This window comes from Luxibacter massiliensis (genome assembly GCF_900604355.1).
GTDB classification, from domain to species: Bacteria; Bacillota; Clostridia; order Lachnospirales; family Lachnospiraceae; genus Luxibacter; species Luxibacter massiliensis.
On record NZ_UWOE01000001.1, the window covers coordinates 1,961,259 to 1,987,287 of the forward strand.

General features: G+C 46.0%; 24 protein-coding genes, 1 tRNA gene and 1 other annotated feature. Of the genes, 3 read left to right on the forward strand and 22 right to left on the reverse strand.

The window, feature by feature from the left end; genetic code table 11:
* Positions 1 to 139 precede the first annotated feature (139 nt).
* From EFA47_RS09060 to EFA47_RS09085, 6 genes are all read right to left on the reverse strand, one after another.
* Positions 140 to 1,156: an alpha-hydroxy-acid oxidizing protein gene (locus EFA47_RS09060; protein WP_122642984.1), complete on the reverse strand. Its 1,017-nt coding sequence runs from the start codon at positions 1,154 to 1,156 to the stop codon at positions 140 to 142.
* Between the two features lie 132 nt (positions 1,157 to 1,288).
* A complete protein-coding gene (locus tag EFA47_RS09065) occupies positions 1,289 to 2,323 on the reverse strand; it encodes a GntR family transcriptional regulator (RefSeq protein WP_235853241.1) in 1,035 nt (344 codons plus the stop codon).
* 127 nt (positions 2,324 to 2,450) lie between these two features.
* Positions 2,451 to 3,938 carry a xylulokinase gene (gene xylB / locus EFA47_RS09070; protein WP_122644480.1) on the reverse strand — a complete coding sequence of 496 codons (1,488 nt, stop codon included), beginning with the start codon at positions 3,936 to 3,938 and terminating at the stop codon, positions 2,451 to 2,453.
* Between the two features lie 119 nt (positions 3,939 to 4,057).
* Positions 4,058 to 6,463 (reverse strand): pyruvate formate lyase family protein, encoded by a 2,406-nt coding sequence (locus tag EFA47_RS09075; RefSeq protein ID WP_235853242.1) that lies wholly within the window; start codon positions 6,461 to 6,463, stop codon positions 4,058 to 4,060.
* A gap of 27 nt (positions 6,464 to 6,490) precedes the next feature.
* Entirely contained in the window at positions 6,491 to 7,357 is an 867-nt protein-coding gene (locus EFA47_RS09080; protein WP_122642985.1) for a glycyl-radical enzyme activating protein, read from the reverse strand.
* A gap of 493 nt (positions 7,358 to 7,850) precedes the next feature.
* Complete coding sequence (locus tag EFA47_RS09085) at positions 7,851 to 8,069, reverse strand: helix-turn-helix domain-containing protein (protein ID WP_122642986.1); 219 nt, start codon at positions 8,067 to 8,069, stop codon at positions 7,851 to 7,853.
* 92 nt (positions 8,070 to 8,161) lie between these two features.
* On the opposite strand from EFA47_RS09085, the gene EFA47_RS09090 reads away from it, so the two are divergent.
* Positions 8,162 to 8,401, forward strand: coding sequence for a hypothetical protein (locus tag EFA47_RS09090; RefSeq protein ID WP_235853243.1), 240 nt, complete (start codon positions 8,162 to 8,164; stop codon positions 8,399 to 8,401).
* Positions 8,402 to 8,459: 58 nt separating this feature from the next.
* Here EFA47_RS09090 and EFA47_RS09095 read toward each other — a convergent pair.
* The 6 genes from EFA47_RS09095 to EFA47_RS09120 form a co-directional block, all read right to left on the reverse strand.
* Positions 8,460 to 8,557, reverse strand: a tRNA-Sec gene (locus EFA47_RS09095).
* 11 nt (positions 8,558 to 8,568) lie between these two features.
* Positions 8,569 to 9,132, reverse strand: a complete 564-nt coding sequence (locus tag EFA47_RS09100; RefSeq protein ID WP_122642987.1) for a DUF3841 domain-containing protein — start codon at positions 9,130 to 9,132, stop codon at positions 8,569 to 8,571.
* Positions 9,125 to 9,697, reverse strand: a complete 573-nt coding sequence (locus EFA47_RS09105; protein ID WP_164689961.1) for a DUF3841 domain-containing protein — start codon at positions 9,695 to 9,697, stop codon at positions 9,125 to 9,127. Before EFA47_RS09105 ends, EFA47_RS09100 begins: the two co-directional genes overlap by 8 nt.
* A gap of 128 nt (positions 9,698 to 9,825) precedes the next feature.
* On the reverse strand, positions 9,826 to 11,322 hold the full coding sequence (locus EFA47_RS09110; protein WP_122644483.1) for a glycine betaine uptake BCCT transporter: 1,497 nt from the start codon (positions 11,320 to 11,322) through the stop codon (positions 9,826 to 9,828).
* A gap of 198 nt (positions 11,323 to 11,520) precedes the next feature.
* Positions 11,521 to 12,825 (reverse strand): betaine reductase selenoprotein B, encoded by a 1,305-nt coding sequence (grdH, locus tag EFA47_RS09115; RefSeq protein WP_122642989.1) that lies wholly within the window; start codon positions 12,823 to 12,825, stop codon positions 11,521 to 11,523.
* A gap of 13 nt (positions 12,826 to 12,838) precedes the next feature.
* Complete coding sequence (locus EFA47_RS09120; protein ID WP_122642990.1) at positions 12,839 to 14,164, reverse strand: glycine/sarcosine/betaine reductase component B subunit; 1,326 nt, start codon at positions 14,162 to 14,164, stop codon at positions 12,839 to 12,841.
* A 307-nt stretch (positions 14,165 to 14,471) separates the two neighbouring features.
* Between EFA47_RS09120 and EFA47_RS09125 the strand changes: the two genes are divergently transcribed.
* Positions 14,472 to 15,134 (forward strand): TetR/AcrR family transcriptional regulator, encoded by a 663-nt coding sequence (locus EFA47_RS09125; RefSeq protein WP_164689962.1) that lies wholly within the window; start codon positions 14,472 to 14,474, stop codon positions 15,132 to 15,134.
* 115 nt (positions 15,135 to 15,249) lie between these two features.
* On the opposite strand, the gene EFA47_RS09130 is transcribed toward EFA47_RS09125, so the two are convergent.
* The 8 genes from EFA47_RS09130 to EFA47_RS09165 form a co-directional block, all read right to left on the reverse strand.
* Complete coding sequence (locus tag EFA47_RS09130) at positions 15,250 to 16,215, reverse strand: FkbM family methyltransferase (RefSeq protein ID WP_122642992.1); 966 nt, start codon at positions 16,213 to 16,215, stop codon at positions 15,250 to 15,252.
* A 55-nt stretch (positions 16,216 to 16,270) separates the two neighbouring features.
* The gene (metA, locus tag EFA47_RS09135; protein WP_122642993.1) at positions 16,271 to 17,191 is read right to left on the reverse strand and encodes a homoserine O-acetyltransferase MetA; all 921 of its coding nucleotides are present in this window, start codon (positions 17,189 to 17,191) and stop codon (positions 16,271 to 16,273) included.
* Positions 17,192 to 17,194: 3 nt separating this feature from the next.
* Positions 17,195 to 18,628, reverse strand: coding sequence for an AI-2E family transporter (locus EFA47_RS09140; protein ID WP_122642994.1), 1,434 nt, complete (start codon positions 18,626 to 18,628; stop codon positions 17,195 to 17,197).
* Between the two features lie 184 nt (positions 18,629 to 18,812).
* Positions 18,813 to 19,130 (reverse strand): DUF1540 domain-containing protein, encoded by a 318-nt coding sequence (locus tag EFA47_RS09145; RefSeq protein WP_122642995.1) that lies wholly within the window; start codon positions 19,128 to 19,130, stop codon positions 18,813 to 18,815.
* 56 nt (positions 19,131 to 19,186) lie between these two features.
* Positions 19,187 to 21,112 (reverse strand): threonine--tRNA ligase, encoded by a 1,926-nt coding sequence (gene thrS, locus EFA47_RS09150; protein ID WP_122642996.1) that lies wholly within the window; start codon positions 21,110 to 21,112, stop codon positions 19,187 to 19,189.
* Positions 21,113 to 21,156: 44 nt separating this feature from the next.
* Complete coding sequence (locus EFA47_RS09155) at positions 21,157 to 22,014, reverse strand: aldo/keto reductase (protein WP_122642997.1); 858 nt, start codon at positions 22,012 to 22,014, stop codon at positions 21,157 to 21,159.
* Positions 22,015 to 22,194: 180 nt separating this feature from the next.
* Positions 22,195 to 22,411 (reverse strand) — a binding site (T-box leader).
* 41 nt (positions 22,412 to 22,452) lie between these two features.
* On the reverse strand, positions 22,453 to 23,022 hold the full coding sequence (locus tag EFA47_RS09160; RefSeq protein ID WP_235853244.1) for a YdcF family protein: 570 nt from the start codon (positions 23,020 to 23,022) through the stop codon (positions 22,453 to 22,455).
* 251 nt (positions 23,023 to 23,273) lie between these two features.
* Positions 23,274 to 23,789, reverse strand: a complete 516-nt coding sequence (locus EFA47_RS09165) for an SEC-C metal-binding domain-containing protein (protein ID WP_122642999.1) — start codon at positions 23,787 to 23,789, stop codon at positions 23,274 to 23,276.
* A 195-nt stretch (positions 23,790 to 23,984) separates the two neighbouring features.
* Here EFA47_RS09165 and EFA47_RS09170 point away from each other — a divergent pair, with 195 nt between their 5' ends.
* On the forward strand, positions 23,985 to 24,209 hold the full coding sequence (locus tag EFA47_RS09170; protein WP_122643000.1) for a hypothetical protein: 225 nt from the start codon (positions 23,985 to 23,987) through the stop codon (positions 24,207 to 24,209).
* A 4-nt stretch (positions 24,210 to 24,213) separates the two neighbouring features.
* Here EFA47_RS09170 and EFA47_RS19865 read toward each other — a convergent pair whose 3' ends face one another.
* Both EFA47_RS19865 and EFA47_RS09175 read right to left on the reverse strand, forming a co-directional pair.
* On the reverse strand, positions 24,214 to 24,378 hold the full coding sequence (locus EFA47_RS19865) for a hypothetical protein (RefSeq protein WP_164689963.1): 165 nt from the start codon (positions 24,376 to 24,378) through the stop codon (positions 24,214 to 24,216).
* A gap of 307 nt (positions 24,379 to 24,685) precedes the next feature.
* Complete coding sequence (locus EFA47_RS09175) at positions 24,686 to 25,963, reverse strand: adenylosuccinate synthase (protein ID WP_122643001.1); 1,278 nt, start codon at positions 25,961 to 25,963, stop codon at positions 24,686 to 24,688.
* Positions 25,964 to 26,029 lie beyond the last annotated feature (66 nt).

Below are 26,029 nucleotides of genomic sequence, written 5' to 3' on the forward strand. Positions count from 1 at the left end.
TGATTTTCACTCCATATCATGTGCCAGTACAAACAATACTACCACTATCTGATGTGTATCGTCAATACAAAATCTTTCACAAAAAACGCAGTTTTTTCAGAAGGAAATTTTAGTGAATAATCATCCGACTATTTCCGACTTATTTCCAGACCATATCATTCTGTATTTCACCGAGGTTAAATGCACCGCACATTGCCATCGTATCTTTCAGCTCTGCCCCTAATTTCTGCACATAGGCAGACACCCCTTTTACGCCGCCTCCGTAAACTGCAGTTACAAATGGACGTGCAATCAGCGCCCCGTCCGCTCCCATAGCCAGAGCTTTGAACACATCTGTCCCAGTCCTGATGCCGCCATCCACTAAAATCTTTATTTTTCCCCCCACAGCATCTACAATGGATTCAAGCACCTCTGCCGTTGCAGGGCACTGATCCAAAACACGTCCCCCGTGGTTAGATACCACAATGCCCGAGACTCCAGCCTCCACTGCCTTTAGGGCCCCCTTAGGGGTCATAATTCCTTTTAAAATAAAAGGTACCTCGGCCATTTTCACAATCTCCCTCAGTTCTTCCACAGACTTGCTTCCGGCAGGGGGCGTTAAGTTCTGTAAAAATGGCAGTCCCGCCGCGTCAATGTCCATGGCCACTGCAAAAGCGCCTGACTTTTTGGCCAATTCTATCTTTTCCCGGATGGTTCCCATATCCCATGGTTTTACCGTGGGAATCCCCAGGCCATTAAATTTACTGACTGCCTTTGTGGCCTCCTTCATAACCTCCCTGTCAGTTCCATCTCCTGTAAAAGCAGCGATCTGATTTTTGGCGCACCCCTCTATAAGGATTTCATTATATTCCTGGTCTGTGTGCTTATCTCCATAGTGCAGCTTTACGGCGCCGACCGGGCCGGCAAAAAACGGATATGCAAAACGTCTGCCAAACAGGCTGAAAGATGTATCCACGGATTTCTGCCCGCAGACTGTATCCATATTGATGCGTATATCCTGCCAACTCTCAAAATTACGCACTGCCACGTCCCCGCTGCCCTTTGCCCCAGGGCCCGGAATGGTATTTTTACACGCCTTCCCATTACAGACAGCACAGGCCCTGCAGTAAGGCCCGATACAAGAGGCGGCTTTCTTTATCACTTCACTATAATCCACTCTTTTGTCCCTCTCTTTCCTTTTAAAATTAAAGTACTTTCTAAATCTGCCCTCATGTGCCGCTCTGAAATAAACACATGGAAACCCAGGCCATATATGAAAAGCAAAAAATATTTATTAGGAGAAGGCCCCTCAATGCAGATGAAGGATCCCCTCTATCATATACACTCTTGCTTTCCACTTCTCTCCCTCCCGGCTCTGCCTCCGCAGACAGTCATATATCTCCCCCACCGTCCGCTCCAGGTTCTGCGCACAGACCGTCACATGCCGTCTCCTGGCCTCTGGGAACCCATCCACCGCCGCCGCCCGTACCTGCTTGAGCTTAAGCTTTCCCAGGGCGCCGGAAACAGCCTTTCCACACTCCCTGTCACCGCAAATGATAGCGTCAGGGAGACCCTCCGGCCCACTGGAAAGCCTGGCGAGGACAATATCATGGCTTTTTTGCCTCTCCCCCCAGGGCAGATGCAAAAACACCTCTCTTTGGCCGGATACAGAGGCGTATGCCTTCTCCCTCCTGGCAATACTATATATATCTTTTCTGTCCCACCCGGCATATGCAATCTCAGTACATCCTTTGTCCCTCAGGTTTTCATATAAGGCGCGGATGGCCCCTTCATTGTCCAGAGTCACGCAGTCTGCATAAGGAAATCCTCTGTCTGTATCAAAAAACACCATATTCATCCCCAGGGCCCTCAGGCGTTTCAATTTCTCCAGATCCACCGCCAAATCTTCCAGCCATATGACCACGTCATGCAGGCCCCGCCCATACAGGCGGTACAGACAGTTCTCAAGGGACTCTTTTCCTGGTTTTTCCACATACAGAAGCAGGGAGTTTTCTTTCTGGGCATATTCCTGGAAATGTGCGATAAATTCTGCAAAAAACGGATTTTTCGCCGGCGCCACCAGCACAATCATGTCCATGCTGCTCATATTTCCATAATTATGCAGGCAGACCCTGGTGCCGCTTCCCACTTCCCTGACCACCAGCCTGTCCTGCTCCAGAAGTTCCAGGGCCCTGCGCACCGTCACCCTGCTGACGTCTAACTGCTCTGCAAGCTGCCGTTCTGCCGGTATGCGCCCCCCTTCCTCGTAGGCGCCCTGGAAAATAAAATCACAGATTCTGTTTTTCACATTTAAATAAAGATTTTCTTCACTCATACTGACCATTATATTTCTGAAATTCCTTTTATGCAAGCAGCAATCTGATTCCTATCCCCCTATATGGCGGTATTTGCAGCAGATAAGCTGTTTTTCCTAAAATAGGCTCTCTCCCATTCTGAAATATCTGATATTATCAGCCTTTCATAAACAGATTTTTATTCCGTGGGTACAGCTCCTTGTAAACCTCAAACCTCTCTGCATATATTTTCTGGCTCTCTGCATCCGGTTCTGTAACTTCACTGCTGAAACGGACAATGGCCCCGCACGCCTCTTCCAGGGATGCATATCCTCCGGTGCCTGCAGCTGCCGCTATTGCAGCCCCCACACAAGCCTGCTCTGTGATAAGGCTTGTGTAGATTTCCCTGCCAAACATATCTGCCTGGATCTGCCGGAAAAGGCGGCCCCTTGCCCCGCCCCCGGAGGCAAGAATCTTTTCATATCCCACTCCCATAGCCTGGAATATCTCCAGGGAATTCTTTAGGCCGAATACCACCCCTTCCATTGTACTCCTGATTAGATCCTCTCTGCTGTGTTTGAGAGTCAGTCCCATATAAATCCCCTTTGCATCCGGGTCATTATGGGGCGTGCGTTCCCCGCTCAGATAAGGTAAAAACAAGAGTCCCTGACTCCCCGCAGGAGATTTCCCAGCCAACTCGTTCATTTCATCGTATGAATCCATGTGCAGAATCTGGCTCATCAGCCATTTAAGCGCCACTCCTCCGCTTAAATTTGCCCCCATAAGCATCCAATGCCCATTTCTTACATGGCAGAATGTGTTTGTCCTGTATAAGCTGTCACACAGTGGTTCATCCAGCACACAGGCAAGCTGGCTGGCAGTCCCAATATTGGAGGAAAGCACTCCCGGAGACACCATATTATTCCCCACTGCCTGCATGAGGCTGTCACCGCCTCCATACACCACCTGTATCCCCTTTTCCAAACCTGTCAGGGCGGCGCATCCCGCCGTCACCTCGCCGGCCGTCTCACAAGCCTCATGGCAGGGCACAAAAAAACTTCTCTCCAATCCCAGACGGTCAATAAACTCCCAGGCCCACTGCCCTTTCCCAGTATCAAAAATCACTGTACTGGAGGCGTCTGACATATCTGTCCCCATTTCCCCGCACATCTGAAATCTCAGATAATCTTTGGGGAGCATCACTTTCCTGATTCTTTCATAGACAGCCGGCTCCTGCTCCTTTACCCATACAAGGGAACTGGCTAAAAACCCAGTACTCAGGGCATTGCGCGTGACTTTGTTATATTCTGCCTCTGGTATAACCTTGTATATATCCCGGACGGCGCCGGCAGAGCGCTGGTCCGCCCAGATAATTGCATCCCGCACAAGCCGCCCTTCACCATCTGTCATGACAAGTCCGTGCATCTGCCCGGAATACCCAATCCCTTTCACTTTCCCTGCCTCCAAAGGATACCTTTTTGTGAGGCTTCTGACCGTATGAAACGCAGCCCGGCAGAGCAGATCCATGTCCTGCTCCGCATACTGTTGTTTATGTTTTACAATATCGTACCCCTCCTGTGCGGTACCCACCACTGTCCCGTCCTCCTGCATCAGCAGCGACTTTACACTGGAAGTACCCAGGTCAATTCCAATATAGTACTTCATCCTTCTCTCCTTTTTCATAAACAGCGGGCCTATTATGGGCCAGGGTAAGTTGGCCCCCATTCCCATCCGGGCGCCTCGCTTTCCTGCATCTCCGTTTTCAGGCACGCTCTGGCTGGCAATCAGCTGGCCTCCAGGCTGGTGGACTCCAGATCCAGGCGTTTGATAATATCCTCCTGTATATCCGGCGACAGATCCAGGAAATTTACAAAAGTTCCATGTATCCTCATAATATATACACCACTGGGCGCATATTTTTTGGGATCTGCAAGAACCTTGCGCAGCATCTCAGGAGTGGTGACATTTACATACAAATAGAAAGGAGATACACCGGCCTTATGTGGATTATAGAATAGAGGCCTGATAATCTTATTGTAAAATTCCAGTCCCTTCTCCTCATAATCAGCGCCCCTGAAATAATGGGGGTTAATTCCCAAGTGTGAGGCATAGCCGCCGTTCATTTTTTCAAAGGGCAGCCCCATATTGGAAAGTATACGGAAACCTAACCCCTGATGGGCCTCCCCATATAATGGGTCTATACCATATCCCAATTGTTCCCTGGCCTTTCTTCCGTCTGGCGTGGCCCCCACCCAGTACCCATACAGCAAATGTGTTGACGGCGTAGACCAGTCGGCCCTGAATGGATTTCCTAAATAATTTTTCTTAGAGGCTATAAGGTCGCTGACACGGTTCGCTATATCAGCCGCCTCCTGGTCTGCCCTGGCAATATGATTTCCATATTTAGGGGCAGTTAAAAGATACTGCTGCATTTCCGGGTCATTCTCAAAATTTGTCCTCAGCGCCTCTATCAGGCGGCCTGCATCCTGGGGCCTTTCCTGAAGCAGCGTGTCAATGGCAATAAAAGAGTCCGCCACCACTGACAGGCCATGGATCAGGCAGCCGCTTCCGTTATATTTTGTCCCCTGGCGCTTTGTATCTCTTACATCCGCCCCGCTCGTGATGCCCCCCATCATTGCTGACAGGAAAGGAACCTTAAGAAGTCCTATAGCTTCAGAAGCGACATTGGCAGACTCCACCATTTTGTCTGTATATTCTTCCAAGTTGCGGTAAAATATCTCCCTGATATTTTTAAGAACCTCTGTCTTGGTCTTAAACCCCATCTCCCCGTCACTTTTTCCCAGCCGTCTCCCAGTCAGGGCAGACACGCCGCTATTTAAAGAGAGTTCCAGTATTTTTCCCAGATTCAGCCAACTGTTGGTCGTATTCCCATTGTCTTTCCCCATGATCAATGGCTCCTGGCAGCCTGCAACAGCGTAGTCCTCCAACTCCGCCTTATCTACCCCGCTTTTCTCCTCCAACACCTGGAACACAGCATCATCATTGAAAATAGAAGGCGTCAGGCAGCCGGGAGTAAAGAAAAATCTCCCGAGACTTTTATATAGTCGATCAGGCGTATTTTTGTGGAGCTTCACCGAGAGGATCGGCTGTGGAAGGTTCATGTCATAATAGGCATCCAAAAGAGCATAAGAAGAGAGGTTCGTCATGTCTCTGCCGCCGGATGATTTCCCTCCCACTATCAGATTCTGGGATATGGCCCAGCTTCTGTCGGCCACATTAAAAAATACAAGCATATGCTTAAACAGCGCAGCCGCCATCTCCTGGCCCGTATTCTCCATGGCCCGGTAAGGCTCAAAAATTCTGTCTGCATTCCCGACTGAAAAAGCAAAGGGGTTGGGCGCCTGCTCCAGGCACATCGCCTGCCAGATTAAAAGAAATGACTGGATCGCCTCATAAAGATTTTCCGCTCCCTGCCCGGGCACCTTTTTTAGGGTGTTTTCCATCATGGCAAATACAGGCTTAGTACCCTCATCTGCCTTCTCCCATTTTTCGTGGGCCAGATGGGCATACCTCCTGGCCAGGATCAGGGCAGCCTCCAAGGCCCTGTCCATTGCCCGGTAATACAGTTTTTTTTCAGCATCTGTTTCTCGTCCCATGGCACTTTGTATCTCTTCCCTGACACCTGCCACGCCAATTCTCAGGAGAGGCCGTACGTCAGGAATCATATGCCCTGTCACCTGTTCTATGAAAAAGACGGCCTCACTTGTACTGTCCCCGGCTATGTCATAGGCTCTGCGCAGGGCGTCTGCAAAGGCTGTATGGTCATTGTACTCTTTCAGCGCCTCAATCCTCTCCCTGGATATCTCCCGGGTAGGCTCAATATCTCCAAATACAGCCACTGGGTCGCAGTACCCGCTGAAAGAGTCTACAGTAAAGGCCGGATTAATTAAAGCATAGGAGCGGGCAAAGGCGTCATCCTGGGTGCCTGCAAACAAATGATAGTCACCAATCCACAGCGGAAGTTCCTCTGCAACTGCACATAATGTTTTTGCCGCCCTCATACAGTCTGCATCATCTTTATACTCCTGATCGCATTTCCTTCCTATTTCTTTCGCCAGAAACCATCCCTCCAGATGGTCAATGCTTCTCTCCTCCTGAAACCTTCTTTTTGCTATCTTTGTGATCTGTCCTGGTGTAAGTGACTTTTCCAATACTTGCATTGCTGTCATTGTATGCATTCTCCTCTCTCCTTCCAATCATGTCCTCATGTATTTGAGTCCCAGCCTTACAATCTCATCCTGAAATCTCCTTACGGCTGCCGCATTCACATGGGCCCTGTCCGTCATCTGGTAACTGAAACCGCACTGTTCCCATTTCTTCCTGCCAAACTCATGGTACGCCAATATCTCAAAAGTTACGTTGCCCCCGCCAATTTCCTGAAAAAAGTCCAGAAATTCCCGGATATCTTCTTTGCTGTCATTGATGCCGCCAATCAGGGGAACCCGGATATGTACACAGGGGTGCTCAGCCGCCGCAAGACGTATATTTTCCATCACTGCCGCGTTCGATATCCCAACCGCCTTTTTATGCTTTTCCTCATCGCAAAGCTTACAGTCCATGATAAGCTGGCTGACGAAAGGAAATGCCCGCTTAAGCTTAGGGTGGCTCCCATTTGTCTCCAGGGCCGTATGGATGCCGCATTCCCTGAGCAGCTTGCATACAGACAGAAGTTCCCCTAACTGTATGGTGGCCTCGCCCCCTGTAAAAGTCACTCCTCCTTTGTCATAAAACATTGGACTGTTTGCCAGAACCTCATCCACGATTGACTCCACACTCATTTCTTCATAAGACAGCCGGATCCCCTTTGTCCGATGCTGGGTGACACATTCCTTTTCCTGGCAGCCGGCACAAAAGGTACGGTCCAATTTTCCCTCCTTGATTGCATGTTTGGGACAGACAGAGTCCAACAACCACTCTTCGTCCGTCATAAGGACTCCCTCCTGCTTCATTCCCTCTGGGTTGGAACACCAGGGGCAATGCATATTGCACCCCTGCAAATGATAAACAAGCCTATTCCCAAACCCATCCTGGGAATAATTAAAGCCTTTCTGAAAAATCCGCATAGCTTCCTCCTTCCCGCGCAAAAGTTATATCCCTTTCTAATTGGTATTATATATTAATACCAATTTGCTGTCAACATAATATCATCCATAAATCTATACCCAAAGGGCACCCCCTAACACATGTCCTTCGGACGGGCGGACTCCGTCCAGCAAGGTATACCCACAGGGCACCCCTTGACACATGTCCTTCGGACGGGCGGACTCCGTCCAGCAAGGTATACCCACAGGGCACCCCTTGACACATGTCCTTCGGACGGGCGGACTCCGTCCAGCAAGGTATACCCACAGGGCACCCCTTGACACATGTCCTTCGGACGGGCGGACTCCGTCCAGCAAGGTATACCCACAGGGCACCCCTTGACACATGTCCTTCGGACGGGCGGACTCCGTCCAGCAAGGTATACCCACAGGGCACCCCCTGGCCCGTTGCCCGCGGAAATAAAATAGGAAAGCCATGCCTCCCGCATCTCTTTCCCTCGTATATACAGCATATTTATAATTTCTGTTCATCGTCCGATCGGATGTACCGTGCAATATCTGAGATGTCACAATCCAGTATCCTGCACAAATCATTGATCGTGACTGTACTTAAAGGCAGATTTTTCCTCAGCCTGTCCAATGTTGAGCCAGATATATGATGTTTGTGGATTAAAGTGTACGTAGTTTCTTCTGAATTCTGCAGCGTCAGCCAGAAAGGACTATAATCAATCATTTTCGTCGCCTCCTGTTTATAGGATAGTATGGCGTCTTTTAATTGACTATAATCTATATAAAGACTATAATTGTTATAAGGGGTGATTCAATATGATTACACGGATGACTTTAGAACAACATAAAAGGTTCTTGGAATTTATTTTTATGGATGACTTTCAGTTTTATGAAGAATATATTGCCGATCTGCCGGAAGATGCCCAAGAACGTTTCTTTGAAGAGACACCTGACTTTTTCGCTGATTATATCAGCCAGCCAGGAGAGATTAATCTGGAAAAAGATAAGATTTATCAAAGAATTAAAACTATATTATCTGAAAAAGATGACGCATAAAAACCTTTAAGCCACATGATTTAACATTGCTTAAAGGTCTTGGAATTGTATTCTCTTTTGGCGGAGGCATGTGGGAATCGAACCCACCCAGGACGCTACAAACGCCCAACACTGGTTTTGAAGACCAGGAGGCACACCAGTTACCTTCCTGCCCCCATATTTATTTTTTATGTGATGGTTTTCTCAATCCATTCCTGCCTGATCTCCCAAGTCATGCCCTGCACGTACATTTCTTCTTCTGCCGGCATTTCCAGCAGTTTGTTCCAGCTTTTCTTAATTTCTTGCTTTTCCACAGGATAGAAGGGGGAAGTAAACACAGAGACCGAATCTTTAATTCCCTTTCTTTCCAGCCTTCTCTGGAACTCTTCTTCCTCTTCCCTTGTTTCTCCTATAAAATTCAGGTTCAGAACCCGGTTCCATTTTCTGATGTCAAAGATGAGGATCTGATCTTCAGGTATGGCAAGCTGCAGATAATAAAGTCCCGCCCCTCCGTGGATATTCTGGACACATTTATAGACCCAAACCGGACTCTGTGCATCAGGCGGCCTTGAAATCCTTTCCTGGGCACAGGATGCCAAAAATTGATAAGCCTCTTTAAAAATCCATGCAGTATCCTGGTACTTCTCCTCAATAAATGCCTGTTTAACAGCATATCTGCCTGAGCGGGCCAATGTCTCCATAACACGTCCGTCCTGCCCAGTCCACATGTGTACCCTTTTCCCGCTATTCATCGGATATTACCTCCTTTACCCACTCCCTCTGAATCCCCCAGGTTGTGGCGTAGCTTTTTTCCGGATCCTTGCAGGGCATAGTAAACAAACGTTCCCAGCTGTCTATGATTTTCTTTTTCAGCAGAGGATAGTAATTTCCCTTGGCAGATTCTGCCAGGGCAGTCTCATCCCCGATGCCATAACGGGCCAGTTCCTTTTCAAAGGCATTCCTGTCTTGTTTATCCACAGGCACATACATCATATTCCCGCGGTACTCCCACATTTCTATATCAATAATAAGCGCCTTCTCTATTGGAATCTCCACCTTTAGTATAACCGTATCCGGAACTTTCTGCAAGCGGAACCCTTCAGAGAGGGAGAACCACACAGGGTACTCCTCCTCTGGGGGGATATGGATATAGCTGCGGCTCTTCTGGGTATACCAGCGGTACAGCCGGATATAATAATCTGCAATCGTATCATTTTTTGACTGTATATACTCTTCTCTCACACTGTATTGGCCTGTCCTTTGTATTTCTTCCCAGACCTGCGGAACCTGGCGCGTCCATCCAGTTAAAGTACTCACCTGCACCCACTCTCTTTCTCATAGAAAATGCAGGGTATGGATCTCCGCAAATTAACCCATGGGCCAAAGCATCCCAGGAAAAACTTCGCCCTGCATTTTCTCAAACTATTGCCTGTCAGTTACTATCCTTATTTCTTTTCCGTCTTTAATGCTTTTATTAACGAAGCACAGGTGAACAGCATAATAAATATAAATGGAAATGCAGCTGCAATGGAGATCGTCTGAAGAGGTTTTAACCCTCCTGCAATCAAAAGGCCCACTGCAGTCACAGACTGGACAACTCCCCACAATACCTTTTTGTTATTCGGCGGATTTAAATTTCCGTCCGATGTCAGCATAGATAGCACAAATGTGCCAGAATTTGCCGATGTAATAAAGAACGTACACAGCAGTACAAGCGCAACCAGCGACAGCACTGTTCCCAGCGGGAATTCTTTCATGACTACAAAGAGGCCGGTTTCAGGAACCGCTGCAACCTCCTTTAATGTCTCAAGGGACAACGTCCCTGTCTCCCCCAAGTGCAGGCCCATGGACCCAAAAATAGCAAACCACAGGATAGACCCCAAGCTGGGAGCCGCAACTACACCCAGGACAAATTCCCGGATGGTCCTGCCTTTGGAAATCCTGGCAATAAAAATACCGACAAATGGCGCCCAGGCAATCCACCATGCCCAGTAGAAAATTCTCCATGCCTCTACCCAGGAATTATCACCGTATGTACTGATTCCCAGACTATCCTGCATAAAGTTCCCAATATAGCTCCCAAAGCCATTCACAAGATTATTTACAATCTCCAGCTTCGGGCCCACCAGGACTGCCGCAATCATAATGGCAAAGGCAATATACAGATTTGCATCGGATATAATCTTGATGCCCTTATCAATTCCAGATACAGCCGACCATATATAAATTACAGAAATGACAGCTATAATAATAATCTGGATAATCAGGGTGGTGGGAATCCCGAACAGATACTGCAGCCCACTGTTAATCTGGAGGACTCCCAGTCCTAAAGAAGTTACAACTCCTGCAACAGTCGCAAACACAGCAAGTACATCTATCAATTTCCCTACAGGGCCTTTCACCCCTTTTTCACCGATCAGAGGCTCAAAAATAGAACTAATCAGTCCTGGTTTATTCTTACGGAACTGGAAATATGCCAGCGCCATACCTATGATGGCATAGCCAGCCCACGGATGGACTCCCCAATGCATAAAGGATGACTTCATAGCAAAATCCGCTGCCTCCGCCGTAGCCGGCTCCACCCCTGCAATTGGGTTGATATAGTGGGAAACTGGCTCTGCAATCCCCCAGAATACTAACCCTACACCCATACCTGCCCCGAAGAGCATGGCAAACCAGGACACCGTCTTATATTCTGGTTTGGATCCATCCGGGCCCAAGCGGATATTCCCGTATTTACTAAACGCAATGCCAATCGCAAAGATTACAAAAAAGGTCATTGCAAGGAGATACAACCACCCCATATTCGTAGTCAGGAATCCAAATACGGCATTGGATACAATTGAAAAACTAGCATTCCCTACCACTGCCCAGATGGCAATACCACCTGTCAGTATCAATGATGCATAAAAAACGACATTGCTCACTTTACTTTTTTCCATATTTTGCACCATGGGACTGCCTTAAAATATGAAGCTCCAGCAGGATATCACTTCATGGCCACAGCCGCCACACTTCTCCCGCGTGAATATTTATTTTAGGGCAGTCCTGCAAATCTCAGGTTGAAAGAGTGATTTGCATACCCTTTCCCTTCCCTTATGAATTTCTTCCAACCTTATTTCACTTTACTCTCTGTACCATTAAACACGAAATACGGTTTGTTCTTTAATCTCAGTAGCCAGGCTTTCCAGAGCCACTTTCGTCCTGTGATAACGCAGCTTCCACTGCTCTTCCTTGGTTGTCCCCGGATCTCCCAGAGGATATGGGATGGAAATGGTAGGCACAATCCTGTTCGATCCTACGGTCTTTGCCACAGGAACCAGATTACACATCTGTACAATCGGGAAGCCAGCCTTCTCAATTTCTTTCACCATCGTTGCACCGCAACGAGTACAGGTGCCTCACGTGGAAACCATAATACATGCGTCTACATGGTCCTCCCTAAGATATGGAATCATCTCCTGCGCCATTCTCTGCGCTTCCGCCTGGGTAGTTCCTGTACCTACTGTTGAATAGAAGTATGGGTGCAGGCTTCCAAACACTCCCTCTTTTTCCAATACCTTCAGTGCATCTACGGGTGTGATGACATTGGGGTCCGCATCTGCTGCAGCCGGGTCAAACCCCGCATGGATTGTCTTATATTCTCCGCCTTTTAAAGCCTCTGTGGAAGAGATATCATATCTTCCCCAGCGTGTGGCGGATGCGGACTGGATACGGTCTGGATTATCCACCGGCACAATACCGCCCGTGTTGAGCAAGGCAATCCTGGCTGTCTTTAAATCTTTCACAGGGGGCGCTATAGGCACTCTGTCCATCTTAGGTATAGGAAGTTCCGTCTCAAAGGGTTCCCCATTTACTTTTTTAACAAGCATCTCTACCATACGCTCAGAAGCAGGCTTTGCATCTTCCCGCCATACCTGGCGGCGGATTCCTCTCGGGAAATACCCCTCCGCCTCAGCGCTGCCCACCGGCTCCCCATTCAGCAGCTTATTGGCAAGGCTGACCATGGCGGCAACATCCTTCCTCATCTTAGATGCAATATTTCCGCCTCTTAATATATACATCTCCTTCTTGAACATCTCCGCCCCTGGGTTCTCCTCATTAATAGAAGTAACAACCGGAACGCCAAACTTTTCTTTTACAGCTTTACAGATGGTACCGCAGGCAACTCCATAGCGCCCTGCCTGGAACGCCGGGCCTGCCAGAAAAATATCAAACTCTTTGTCCTCCAGCATTCCCAAAATTGTTGCAATGGCGGCCTCTGTGTTAGACCCCATATAGTTGTCACCACAGATAATCGTATGTGTCACTTCTGCATCCAAAAGTTTGTCAAACTGCATAGCCGGGCCTATCTGCCCTTCGTGAATCTGAGGTTCTATCCCAGCCTGCTCTTCTCCGCCAATCTGGCCAAAAAACTGATTTATATATACAATCGCTTTTTTCATTTTCTTCCCTCCATTAGAATTCTTTCATTGTTTTCGGAGACCATCCGCAAACCTGGTCGCCGCAGAACATTGCATTATTTTCCATAATGATAGAACCGTCTGCCCTGACTGATGGCCCTAAAATCTCGTCATTTGCCCATCCGCCGGAAAGTCCGTCCCTTCCCAGGGCTTCCAGTTCTCCAAGTACTGTTTCCATAGGAGGTAATTCAATCATCTCTGATACATTACCACAGGATACGATTGCATCGCATTTCTCATCCAATGTCACAAGAGGCTGGGACTGCCCGTCACGGCCCGTGCACTCATTTGTCACGCCTACTGTCTTAACGCCTGCATCCTCCAGTGCAACGATGCACCCTACAAAGTCCGCATCCGGGTTGCCGTACCCTTCTTCTGCCACAACTGCTGCATCGGCTCCCAGGGTCGTCGCAATCTGCGCAACATAAAGGGCAGATCTTTCTTTCTCCTCAAGGGCAACATTCAGATTGGACATGATAACCCCAAGAAAATTGATGGTTTTGCCATGCTCTCTGTAAAGAGCTTTAATATTGGGGCAATTCTGAAAGTCATAAGTGGACCACTTGGAGGAAACCGGCATAAAGCTTCCTGATACAATAGCGCCATCCAGCACCTCCGTAGGCTGCATAACCGTGGGTACCATGTGGTTTGTATCCCAGCCGTAGATAAGGTCATTATATCCCATCGCCTCCATCTGGGACTGCGGCTGCATTACATAGACAACAGAAGGGAGTTTCTCAATCTCTTCCCCCCGCTTAATCATTGGTTTAGACTCATAAACCTCTGTGTCCTCCGGTGTCAGGTCTTTTAAGCAGGCACCGATAAACTCGGCCAGCTTATGCCCTGCCCTCCTGAGCGCATCGTTCTTCTTCTGCTGCTCATTCTTTTCAAAATCTTCGTTTGTGTCGGCCACCAGCACAATATTGTTCAATTGTCCAAAATATGTATATTTCTGGCCTTCGCCGCTCATGTCAATGAGTCCGTCCTGGAATCCCCCCCAATGCTTTCCTACTACCAGTACACTACAATTCTTTAATGCATAGGTAACGCCTTCTCCTGCCTGGGCCAAATCTCCTGTATATCCCGGGAACAGGCTTCTCCCGTCTGGACGGGTCCTTGGCTCGATGGCTTCCTTTACAGGGCACATGCGGATCTTATCGCCTGGCTTTGCGATGTAGAGATCTGCTTCTGTGATTCGGTCATCTTCGCAGATAAACTTAAGAGCCTCTTCCTTGTTAATGGTCAGCACGCCGTCATTAAACGACAGCTGCTCCCCAAATACGATATCTTTCACATAGAAATTACCAATCTCCAGTTTCATGACTTCCTCCTTCTTTTTCATATAGATATTATCTATATGTCATTTTTGCCAATTCCACATTTTGATAAGCGCGCTTATAATAAATATTATACAATCATCTTAACAATAAGCGCGCTTATTGTCAAGGTATACCTGTTATTTTTTTATCATAAAAGTCCCCTTGCTGGCCCTGATTATAGACATAATCTATAATCAGGCCGACATTTGCGGAAAAGTTAAACAGATATCCGTTTTATTAGTTTCAAAAATGTGGTATATTATTAAAGAAATTCAGACCGGCATATGGCCGGAGAAAAGAGAACAGATTATGAATGTAAATGATATAGAAGCAGACGCGCAGAAGAGGCAGAAACGTATCCAATTTATAAATGCGGCAAAGGAATTGATTGACCTGGAAGGCTTCCAGAATGTCTCTATTCGGAAGATCGCCCAAAGGGCCGGTTTCCACAACTCTACACTTTATTTATATTTCCAGGACTTAAACCAGCTCCTTATGCTGGCATCCATGAAATATTTCGGAGAATACAGCCACGCATTAAACCACTTAAGCCATGAGGCCCGTACCCCTATAGAGCAGTTTATCAAGATATGGAATTATTTTTTTGATGCTGTCCTGGAAGAACCTCTCGTATTCTATAATTTCTTTTTCGGCAAGGACAGTGATAATTTATATAATATAATGAATACGTATTATGAGCTTTTCCCGGAAGAGCGTGAATATTTTTCTGATGATATAGAGATTATGTATTTTGGCAGAAATCTTACAGAACGTTCCCTGCATCTGCTTAAGATACTTCTCTCTGAGGACACGGCTGTCACGCCTGACAACCTGGAGATACTCAATGAGATCAGTGTTGCATACTGCAAATATAAGATAGAATATAAATGCCAGAACCCTGAAGCTGATTCCGCACTGATAAAAGAAGAATTCCGCGCCGCCATATCCTGCCTTTTTGGACTGAACCTATAAGGCAAAAATAGGACTTGCATGCCGCCTATTGTATTTTCACAAGCAATCCTTCCCCAAAACAAAAGGACATGGTTATAAAGTAACCATATCCCTCCTATAAGCTGCACACCAATGACTATTTAATGAGCATTTCCATACATTCTCTGGCTATATAAATGGAATTCTCCAAAGTATCCATAAAATGTATGTATCCTTTCTCTGCCATCAGCTTATTCATCTGCTCCCTGATCATACATGACTCTGTACAAATTATCTTTGCCCTATATTTCTCCATGTCCAGAACTCTCAGCAGCTCATAATCCATTCCCTCTGTATCTATATCAAGTATATCTGGATTTCTTCTGCAATTCTCAGCCATTATCTGATTGATATTATAGACAGGAACCTCGATATAATTATCAGCAAACCCTCCTTTTTCTGCCTCTTCTAAGCTAAATGTATTATGCCCGGCAAAAGTAGATAAAGGATGACGGTAATATTTAAGTATCCCGCTTTCTGAGGCACAGGCTCCAGCCCTGACTATTGTATTTTCTCCCCGGTAAGCTTCTGCAAGTCCACACATATCCAAGTTGGGTTCTACCAAAACCCCTTCCCTGTACCCTCTTTCATAAAACAAATACGTATTATTACGGATTACCGGGTGACACACTCCAATATCCACATAATAAGGATTTTCCACACCAAGTTTTGACAATGCATGGGCAATTATGATATCCTCATTATCTGAAGAAAACCCAGTACTAACAGGCTGATCACCGCAGTCAATAAGTCTGGCCGCAATTATATCAAAATCTAAAACGTGTTGCTGAATCTGTTCTATAATTTCCAGCTCTGCATTTGGATATATAATAAAGCAAATCCTCCCTCTATCCTTTAGGCCATCCAGGATAGCCTCCGATGATATTTTTATGCCGCAGATATCACCAAAATAACAATTTTTACTGTCAATCATATAATCCAGCTGATACATGGCTGGATTATAACGCCTAAAGAACTCATCTCTTCCAGCGCCCCAACCCACTAAATATTTATACTCGTTTCTTAAGAATGTTATCGTCTGTCTTGTTATGTATCTTTTCATGCCTTTTCTCCTTACACTATTTCCAGTTCTTTTTTACCACACCATTTACATCATTCTAAAACGGCGTCCCTATCATATCATATGGCGTCACCTGGTACACGTAGTAATTCAGCCAGTTTGTGTACAGATTATTTGCGTGGGACCTCCATACAAGCTCCGGCCTGTTGTCTGGATTGTTATCTGGATAATAATTGGCAGGAATCTGAATATCCAACCCTTTCCCTTTATCTCTCTTATACTCCGTATCCAGCGTCACCCGGTCATACTCTGGATGGCCCATGACAAATATCTCGCGCCCATCTTTGGCCATACACAAAAACACTCCTGCCTCATCAGAATCTGCAAGAATTGTAATCCTTGCATCCTTCTTAAGGAGTTCTGACGGAACTGTAGTATGCCTGGAATGGGGGGCATAAAAGATATCGTCAAACCCTCTTACCAGCGGAATTTTTCGGTTTCTCACATGATGCCTGAATACACCGAACATTTTCTGGGGCAGCTGCACTTTATCTATCCCATAGTGGTAATACAAACCTGCCTGTGCCCCCCAGCACAGATGCAGGGTCGAAGTCACATTAGAAGCAGTCCAGTCCATAATACTTTTCAGTTCTTCCCAGTAATCGACTTCCTCAAAAGGCATCTGCTCTACTGGCGCCCCTGTTATGATAAATCCATCAAACTTTCTGTCTCTTATACTGTCAAAAGTCTCATAAAATTTATAGATATGGCTTGTGGAAGTATTTTTGGATACATGGCTTTTTACCCGCACAAATGTCACATCCACCTGCAGGGGCGTATTAGAAAGAGAACGCAGAATCTGCAGTTCCGTGTCCTCTTTTAAGGGCATTAGATTTAACAGTCCAATACTGATTGGGCGAATATCCTGATGCGCCGCGCGGTATTCATCCATAACAAAAATATTTTCCTGTTCTAATATTTCTTTTACCGGCAAATCATTTTGTACACGTATTGGCATCTTCTATTCTCCCTTTCCTTTTTTTACTTTTTCTTTTGGTCCGCTGCCCATGACAGGCTCTTGGTTCATCTCATTGTCATCCGAGGATACATATGTCCCGTCAGAATCCACATAACTCATTTCACCATATGCCACAGTCTCCACAGGCAGGCCTTTCTTCTCAAGCCTGTGGTTAATCAGCATATTCGCAATATAGTAGATCACAGCAAAAGTAGGTACTCCGAGTATCATTCCCAAGAAACCAAAGAGGCCTCCGCCCAGCAAGATAGCAAATACAACCCAGAAAGCCGACAGTCCTGTAGAGTCCCCCAGGATTTTAGGCCCGATTACATTCCCGTCAAGCTGCTGCAGGACAAGTATAAAAATAATAAAATATAACCCCATCCTCGGATCTGAGAGCATAATCAGGATAGCACTGGGTATTGCCCCAATATAGGGGCCAAAAAAGGGAATGACGTTTGTCACCCCCACTATCACGCTGACCAGCAGCGTGTAGGGCATATTCAGCACCGATAACCCAATAAAGCACAGAACCCCGATAATAGCCGAATCAATAATCTTGCCAATAATGAATCCGCCAAAAATCTGGTTGCTTTTAATGGTCAGATGCAAAACCATATTTGCGTGGGACGGCTTGCACAGTGCATATACAATTTTTTTACACTGGCTTGAGAACTTTTCTTTACTGAAAAGCACATATACAGACACAATGATTCCAATGACAGCATTTAACAGCTCACTGACTATATTGATAACCCCCACAGTCAGATTGGACATTACAATATTAATCTGATTCAAAAGATCGCTGCGCATCCATGTCTGCACATAATCAGTGAGCTCCTTCAATATATTTGCAAGAAGCTGGCTCAGTGTAGAATCCTGGCTGTTCATTTTCATAATTGAATTTACTACCTGGTTCAGCTGGCTTGGCACAGTCAGGATCATATCCCGGACACTCCTGTACAGTTCAGGGATCATCATATTAAAAAGTGCCACAATAATAAGGAGCAGCACCGTGACCGCTATAAAAATCCCCGTACAGCGGGCTATATTCTGCGCACGTCTGTCATTGGAAATCCTTTTTTCAAGGAATGGCTTTAAATGGCCTTCCACAAATTTTACAATGGGATTCAAAAGATATGCAATGGCAAGTCCGTAGACTACTGGCTTTGAAACTTGAATAATTTCTTTTAATACACCAGATATGGCGTGAACCCTCAAAAGTGCAAAATAAAATATAATACATGCGGCAATCACCACAAAAAATGTCATTCCCCGGCTGAATTTCTGCCGCAGCTTAGATGGGCCGCCGTTGCCAAAAGAAGGCCTGTTTGCATAATATCCGCTGCTCTCTTCCTGTTGCTTTACATGCTGCCTGTCCTTTTCCTGAAAATCCCCTTTTATCCTATCCTGTTGTTTTTGCTTATCATCTTTCATCCTTAAGTCCTCTCCCAATTTTACACATATGATGATTATAGCGCGTCTGCTATAGGCAAGTCAACATAGGACAGCCTTTTAGGCAGGTGAAATTTTTCTGCACATGTAAAAGGCAGGTGCCGGCGGATATATGCCGGGCGCCTGCCCATATACTTCACTTTTTACAAAGCGGATGTTATTTTCCTCATCCTCTGCAGGAGAATGTGGCACATTCAGTACCTTCGCACTGACAGGCATTGCTGCCTTCCACACTGATTTTCCCTGCATGGCATTCACAGTTATCATTATATTTACATCCTGTCGCCTTACAGTCAATACAGCTGCAGTCTGAAGCCGCCCCTGTCACATTACTGTAGCTGTCCCCGTTTCTCTTCTGGAAACTGTCACAGCTTGTCTCCCTTGCGGTCGTAGCCTGGCTGCCCCCCACCTGGATTTTGTCAAGAGCACATAAAAACTGCTGGTTATGCACACATGTCTGTACTGTACATTTTAATTCTGGCATGATCATACCTCCTTCTATATTGAAATCAGTATCATTATGCCCCATAATCAATGCATTTATTCCTGCGTCTCTGTCTCTCTTACAGACCTGGAAGAAATTTCCTTTTGTATATCCGCAAGGAATTCTTCCGTCCTCTTTTGGCCCTCGTCGCCTGCAAACCGGCTTCTCACTGATACCAGGCCTTCCTCTTCCTCCCTTGCCCCGACTACAAGCATATAGGGTATCTTCTGCATCTGCGCCTCGCGTATCTTATATCCAATTTTCTCTGCACGAGTATCTATCTCTGCACGGATCCCATTGTCATTTAACACATCCAGAACCTTTTTCCCATACTCCATATATTTATCTGAGATGGGCAGTACCTTTACCTGTACAGGCGCAAGCCATGTAGGGAATGCACCTGCAAAATGCTCAATCAATATACCGATAAAACGCTCAATAGACCCAAATGCAACGCGGTGGATCATTATAGGCCTGTGCTTCTCCCCATCGTCTCCCGTATACTCAAGGTCAAACCTGAGTGGAAGTTGGAAATCAAGCTGGATGGTCCCACACTGCCAGGTTCTTCCGATAGAATCCTCCAGGTGGAAGTCTATCTTTGGCCCGTAAAAGGCGCCGTCCCCTTCATTGATTACATAGTCAAGCCCTAAATCATCCAGGGCGCCCCGGAGTGCGTCTGTTGCCATCTCCCAGTCCTCTTCGCTTCCCATACTGTCCTCAGGCCGGGTGGAAAGCTCGACATGATATTTAAAGCCAAACAGCCTGTACACCTCATCAATAAGCCTGGCAACTCCTTTGATCTCATCTCTGATCTGATCTGGCATCATAAAAATATGGGCGTCATCCTGAGTAAAACACCGGACTCGCATCAGTCCGTGAAGCTGCCCGGACTTTTCATGGCGGTGTACCAATCCCAATTCTCCCATCCGGATAGGCAGATCTCTATAGGACCTGGGTTCTGACTGATACGCCAAAATACCTCCCGGACAGTTCATAGGTTTAATGGCAAAGTCCACATCATCGATGACCGTTGTATACATGTTATCTTTGTAGTGATCCCAGTGCCCTGACGTCTCCCAGAGATGCCTGCTGAGCATGATAGGCGTGGCGATCTCCACATAGCCGTTTCTGCGGTGGATTTCCCTCCAATAATCCAGAAGTACATTTTTAAGAACCATCCCTTTGGGGAGGAAGAACGGGAACCCAGGGCCTTCATCGCGCATCATAAAAAGGCCCAATTCTTTTCCAATCTTCCTGTGATCCCGCTTCTTTGCCTCCTCAAGCATTGTCAGATATGCTTCCAGATCTGCTTTTTTAGGATATGCCGTGCCATAGATCCGCTGCAGCATTTTGTTTTTTTCACTTCCCCGCCAATAGGCGCCGGCAAGGCTTGTCAGCTTAAACGCTTTAACTGGCTTAGTAGACATCAGATGAGGCCCGGCACATAAATCAGTAAACTCACCCTGCGAGTAGAAACTAATGACTTCATCTTCGGGAAGATCCTCTATCAATTCTACTTTATATGGTTCGTTTTTTTCTTTAAAGTATGCAATTGCCTCTTCTCTTGGCTTTGTATATTGCTGGATAGGAAGATTTTCTTTTACGATTTTTTTCATCTCCCCTTCGATTTTCTCCAAGTCTTCTGCTGTCAGCGGGATTTCCTTGTCAATATCATAATAGAAACCATCTGCCACAGACGGCCCGATTGCCAGCTTTGCATCTGGGTACAAACGCTTCACTGCCTGTGCCATTATATGGGAGGCCGTATGCCAAAATGCACCTTTCCCGTTTTCATCCTGGAAAGTCAGGATGCTTAAGTCACAGTCTCGGTCGACTATAGTCCTTAAATCCACAATCTGGCCATCGATTTCCCCCGCTGTGGCCACCCTTGCAAGTCCTTCACTTATATCTGCCGCAATTTCAATCACCGCCTTACTCTCTGCATATTCTCTGCAGGAACCGTCTTTTAATTTGATAATCATTATTTATTCCTCACTTTTCTTCATTCAAATTTTATAGATTTCAGTTACCCTAAAATAATCCTCTCCCTGTCTGGATGCTCTCCCGACCACCCGGCCTGAGGCATTGTCTCCAGCCTGTACATCTCCTCAGCGGACAGCTCAAAATGAAAAATCTCCTGATTCTGTTTCATTCTCTCTATAGAAGAAGATTTTGGCAGAGGAATAATATTCCTCTGCAATGCATATCTTAAACATACCTGTGCCGGAGATACCCCATGCTTTTCAGATATCTCTACAAGCAGCGGCTCTTTAAACATACGCATTCTCCCCAGAGGACTCCAGGCCTGGACTTGTATTCCTCTCTCCTGGCAGTATCTGACGGCTGCTTCCTGAGAATAACCCGGATGGAATTCCAATTGGTCTGCCATTGGTTTAATCTCACAATGCTCCAAAATATTCTCAATATGGTGTGGCAGAAAATTGCTCAGGCCAATGGCACGCACCCGTCCCTCACCGTATAATTCCTCCAGCGCCCTCCATGTATCCACATCCAACTCCTTCCAATCTTCACACTCTGGTACCGGAAGGGGCCAATGGATCAGGTATAAATCAAGATAGTCTGTTTTAAGCCTTTCCAGAGAGGACTCAAAGGCCACTTTTGTTTTTTCATGTCCCATCTCATCTTTCCATGCCTTGGAGGCAATAAAAAATTCTTTGCGGGGTATGCCGCTATCTTTGATAGCCTGCCCCAAATATTTCTCCGTACCGTAAAAAGAGGCAGTATCAAAATACCGGTAGCCTGCTTCGATGGCCCTTTTAATAACGTCGGCAGTCTGGCCCTCAGAAGCTTTATACGTCCCAAAAGCCATGCAGGGAATCTCTACACCATTACTCAACGTAAAACAATCTCGAATACTATTCATAAAATTCTCCTTTCTAATGACACTAAGAAAGAATCCTGCTTGCAGGATTCTCCGCCTGCGGCGGGCTGCATTAGCAACATAATTCCCTGCCGCCGCAGCGCGATCCCGCGGAGAGTTTTTATTTCATAGGACGTAATTTCCTATGAAATAAAAAAGTCCCTTTCCGTATATAATAATACAGAAAGGGACGAGTACAGACATATCTCGCGGTTCCACCCTAATTGCCCCGGCATTATCTCATTGCCGGCACCTCTTAATTTTGATTATAACGGAATCACCGGACTGTTTTCAGCCACTCAGAGGTAGTTTTCAAATGTTTCCAGGACAGGGAATTTCCAGCCTAAGATTCCCCTCTCTGTGTCTTTCCACACTTTACTCGTCTCATCAATGTATTGTCAGTTTGAATATAGACTCATTATAACACTGCTTTAGCTTTTGTCAACCCGAAAGATTCCGCACATACATCCAGATCACGGCGAAAAATTCACGTACCATATAGTTTAACTGCAAAACCGGGTTTGCACTTGCACAAATTCCATGAATATCAGAAAATCCGGCCCTTCTCCCAATCTTCAAGGCACGGTACATATGGAAATTATTCGTCACAACCGCCACAGGCTGTGTGCCATCCCCGATCAGGGCCCGGCTGTTTCTTAGATTTTCCCATGTGGAGACAGAGGCATCCTCCAGCCAGATCCTCTGTCTTTCGATCCCGTGCCCTTCCAGATAACTGGCCATAGCACAGGCCTCTGTTATATCTTCTTCCTTCCCCTGCCCTCCTGACACAATTGCAATGGTCTCCTGATGTTCCTCTAAATACTTCAGGGCAGCGTCCAGCCTCCTTAGCAGGGAATTTGTAATCTTTGTCCCCCGTACTTGCGCACCCAGAATAATTAAATACTTAACTTTCACACCATCCCGGTTTCTCATTGCCATACATATACAAAGTTCTGTCACTACAAAAACGCTCCACAGAGGCAGCATCACTATAAATAAAAATTTATCCACAGCCGGGTGTCCTGAAAAAATCCCTAAAAGAAAATTCAAGGCTGCCGCCATGAGCCAGAAACCGGAAAAAGTAGAATTCCACCTTCCTGTATATTTACAAATTATTAGATAATACACAACACAAATTAGGCCCGCCACCCCAAAATAAATGTGCATCGCTTCCCCTTCCCAAAAACCATCCTATAAAACAGCCACATCCCCCGGCCGCAGTTGTCCGGGGGATGTCCAAATCCGATATAGACTTAAGGGAATTAAATATTCTTCCCACAACATTTTTTATATTTTTTGCCGCTTCCACAGGGACATGGGTCATTTCTTCCTATCTTCTTCTCTTTACGGACAGTACCTGACTGCTTCTGCTCCCGGTAGAGCCGCTTTCTTGTCTCTTCATCAAAAATACTTTCCCACTGGGGCAGTTCATACAGCCAGTCTGCTTTAGCATCCACCATATTTTTATATAGTTTCTCTTTATCAAAAGCAAGGCTGACCTCCGTAGTCTCTGTCATTGTCTCAATTGGATTGGGAATCTTCAGGCTGTCATTAATGCCATCCAGGAAACCTACCATTGTCATGACGTCCTGGCCGTACTTGCCGGCAAGCTCTTCTACTGTCCCCTTTACTTCCACATCAGGATCTGTCAGAAGCTGCTCATAAATCTCCTTCTCGATATTAAAGTACACTCCCCAGAACTTCTCCAGCTGTTCCCTTGTCAAATCCTTGTTATAGGCCGTGTCTCTCCATTGATCCAATAAACACTTTTCACTCATTGTATATAACTCCTTTTTTAATTTTTCACTCGTGTCCCCATTATATACCAAAATTCAAATATAGTAAATAAATATTATCCGTTTGTACGATTACTAAAAACCTTTTTTATCTGCCGGGAATCTGGGCTTGCATTACACCTGCTTTTTGTTATAATATCTATAATTACATGTTATGTAATCAGAAAGGATGTATTTATGAAAAAAACGAAACGGATCCTGGCGCTGGCCGCCGCAGCTCTTCTCATATGCCTTTATGGCAGCACATTGGTTTTTGCACTGTCTGGCAGCTCTGCTTCACTGGGACTTTTGAAAGCATCCATGGCCGCTACAATCCTGCTTCCCGTCCTCATATATGGATACACTCTCCTCTTCCGCCTGGCCCATAAAGACAGGGCAGATAAAACAGATACAGAGCAATAACCCATCAGACATATAATTGTACAAGCTCCAGGGCAGCTCCCCACTGTGCTGCTCTTTTTTCTGTTAAAGTCTTATGCTTTTTCTCTGTATTTTCCTTTTGTTTCCTTCTTTCCAGATATTCTTCCATGGATATCATCTCCTGCATTTTCTTTTTATTGCTTCTATACATATAAATACCTCCTTTACTAAATCTCAGCCTTATCATTATATGAATACATACCTGCAAATATTCCTAAAAACTTATATCCTTATGTGTTGCTCATTTGTTATTACAGGTATATTGTAGCCGCCAAATGTGTCGGAGCTATGGAAGAACTCTAAAAACTTTATAATCTGTCTCTTAAATATTCCTGTGGCCAAAAAAGGACTGCCATAAAACGTAAAATCCTCCTGGAGCCTACCGGCCTGTATGAGAGATACATTTTATAACAATCCTTCTTTATTATTTTTATAAGATTTTGGTGTGTATCAGAATTTTATGATCGATAAATAATATCATCTCTTCCCGGGCCATTGCTGATCAGGGTAATTGGATATCCAATCTCCTGCTCCACAAATTCAATATACTTACGGCAGTTCTCAGGAAGTTCTTCGTATTTCCTGATACCTTTGATATCTGTTTTCCACCCCGGGAGTGTTTTTAAAACAGGCTTTGCTTTCTCAAGAAGATGGGTAACAGGGAACTCGGTTGTAACCTCCCCGTCAATCTCATATCCCACACATACAGGAATCTCATCCAGATACCCCAGCACATCAAGGACCGTAAATGCCACATCTGTTGTGCCCTGCATTCTGCACCCATACTTGGAAGCTACACAGTCAAACCACCCCATACGCCTGGGACGTCCTGTCTTGGCTCCGAACTCTCCGCCATCGCCTCCGCGCCGCCTCAGTTCATCTGCCTCCTCGCCAAATATCTCGCTGACAAATGCCCCTGCCCCCACTGCGCTGGAGTAGGCCTTGCATACGGTGATAATCTGCTTAATCTCATATGGAGGTATGCCCGCCCCTATAGCGCCATAGGCAGCCAGAGTGGAGGAGGATGTCACCATAGGATAAATGCCGTGGTCTGGATCCTTCAAGGAACCCAACTGCCCCTCCAGTAATATATTCTTGCCCTCCTTCAGCGCCTGATTGAGGTACAGAGATACGTCGCAGACATAGGGAGCTATCATTTCTTTATACTTTTTCAGTTCTTTATATAAATCCTCAGGGTTGATCAGTGGTTTATGGTATAAATGTTCAAGCAGCACATTCTTCTGCTCTGCCACACGCACTGTCTTTTCTTTCAAAAGTCCGTCGTCAAAGAGCTCACTCACTTGAAAACCAATCTTAGCATACTTATCAGAATAAAACGGTGCAATCCCTGACTTAGTGGATCCAAAGGACTTCCCTGCAAGCCGTTCCTCCTCATATGCGTCAAAATCCTTGTGGTATGGCATCACAATCTGCGCTCTGTCGGATACCAAAATCTTTGGCATGGGTACCCCCCGGCCCACAATCGTCTGGATTTCTTCGAACAATACAGGGATATCCAGTGCCACCCCATTGCCGATTATACTGGTTGTATGGCTGTAAAAAACTCCAGACGGCAGTGTGTGAAGGGCAAATTTCCCATAATCATTGATGATTGTATGGCCTGCATTCGCCCCTCCCTGAAAGCGGACAATGATGTCAGCCTCTTTACCGAGCATGTCTGTAATCTTGCCTTTCCCTTCATCGCCCCAGTTAGCACCTACTACTGCTTTTACCATTTCAAACCCTCCTGCGTATTTTGTCGCTATTACACTTGATCATCCACAGAGGACAGGAGGATATGC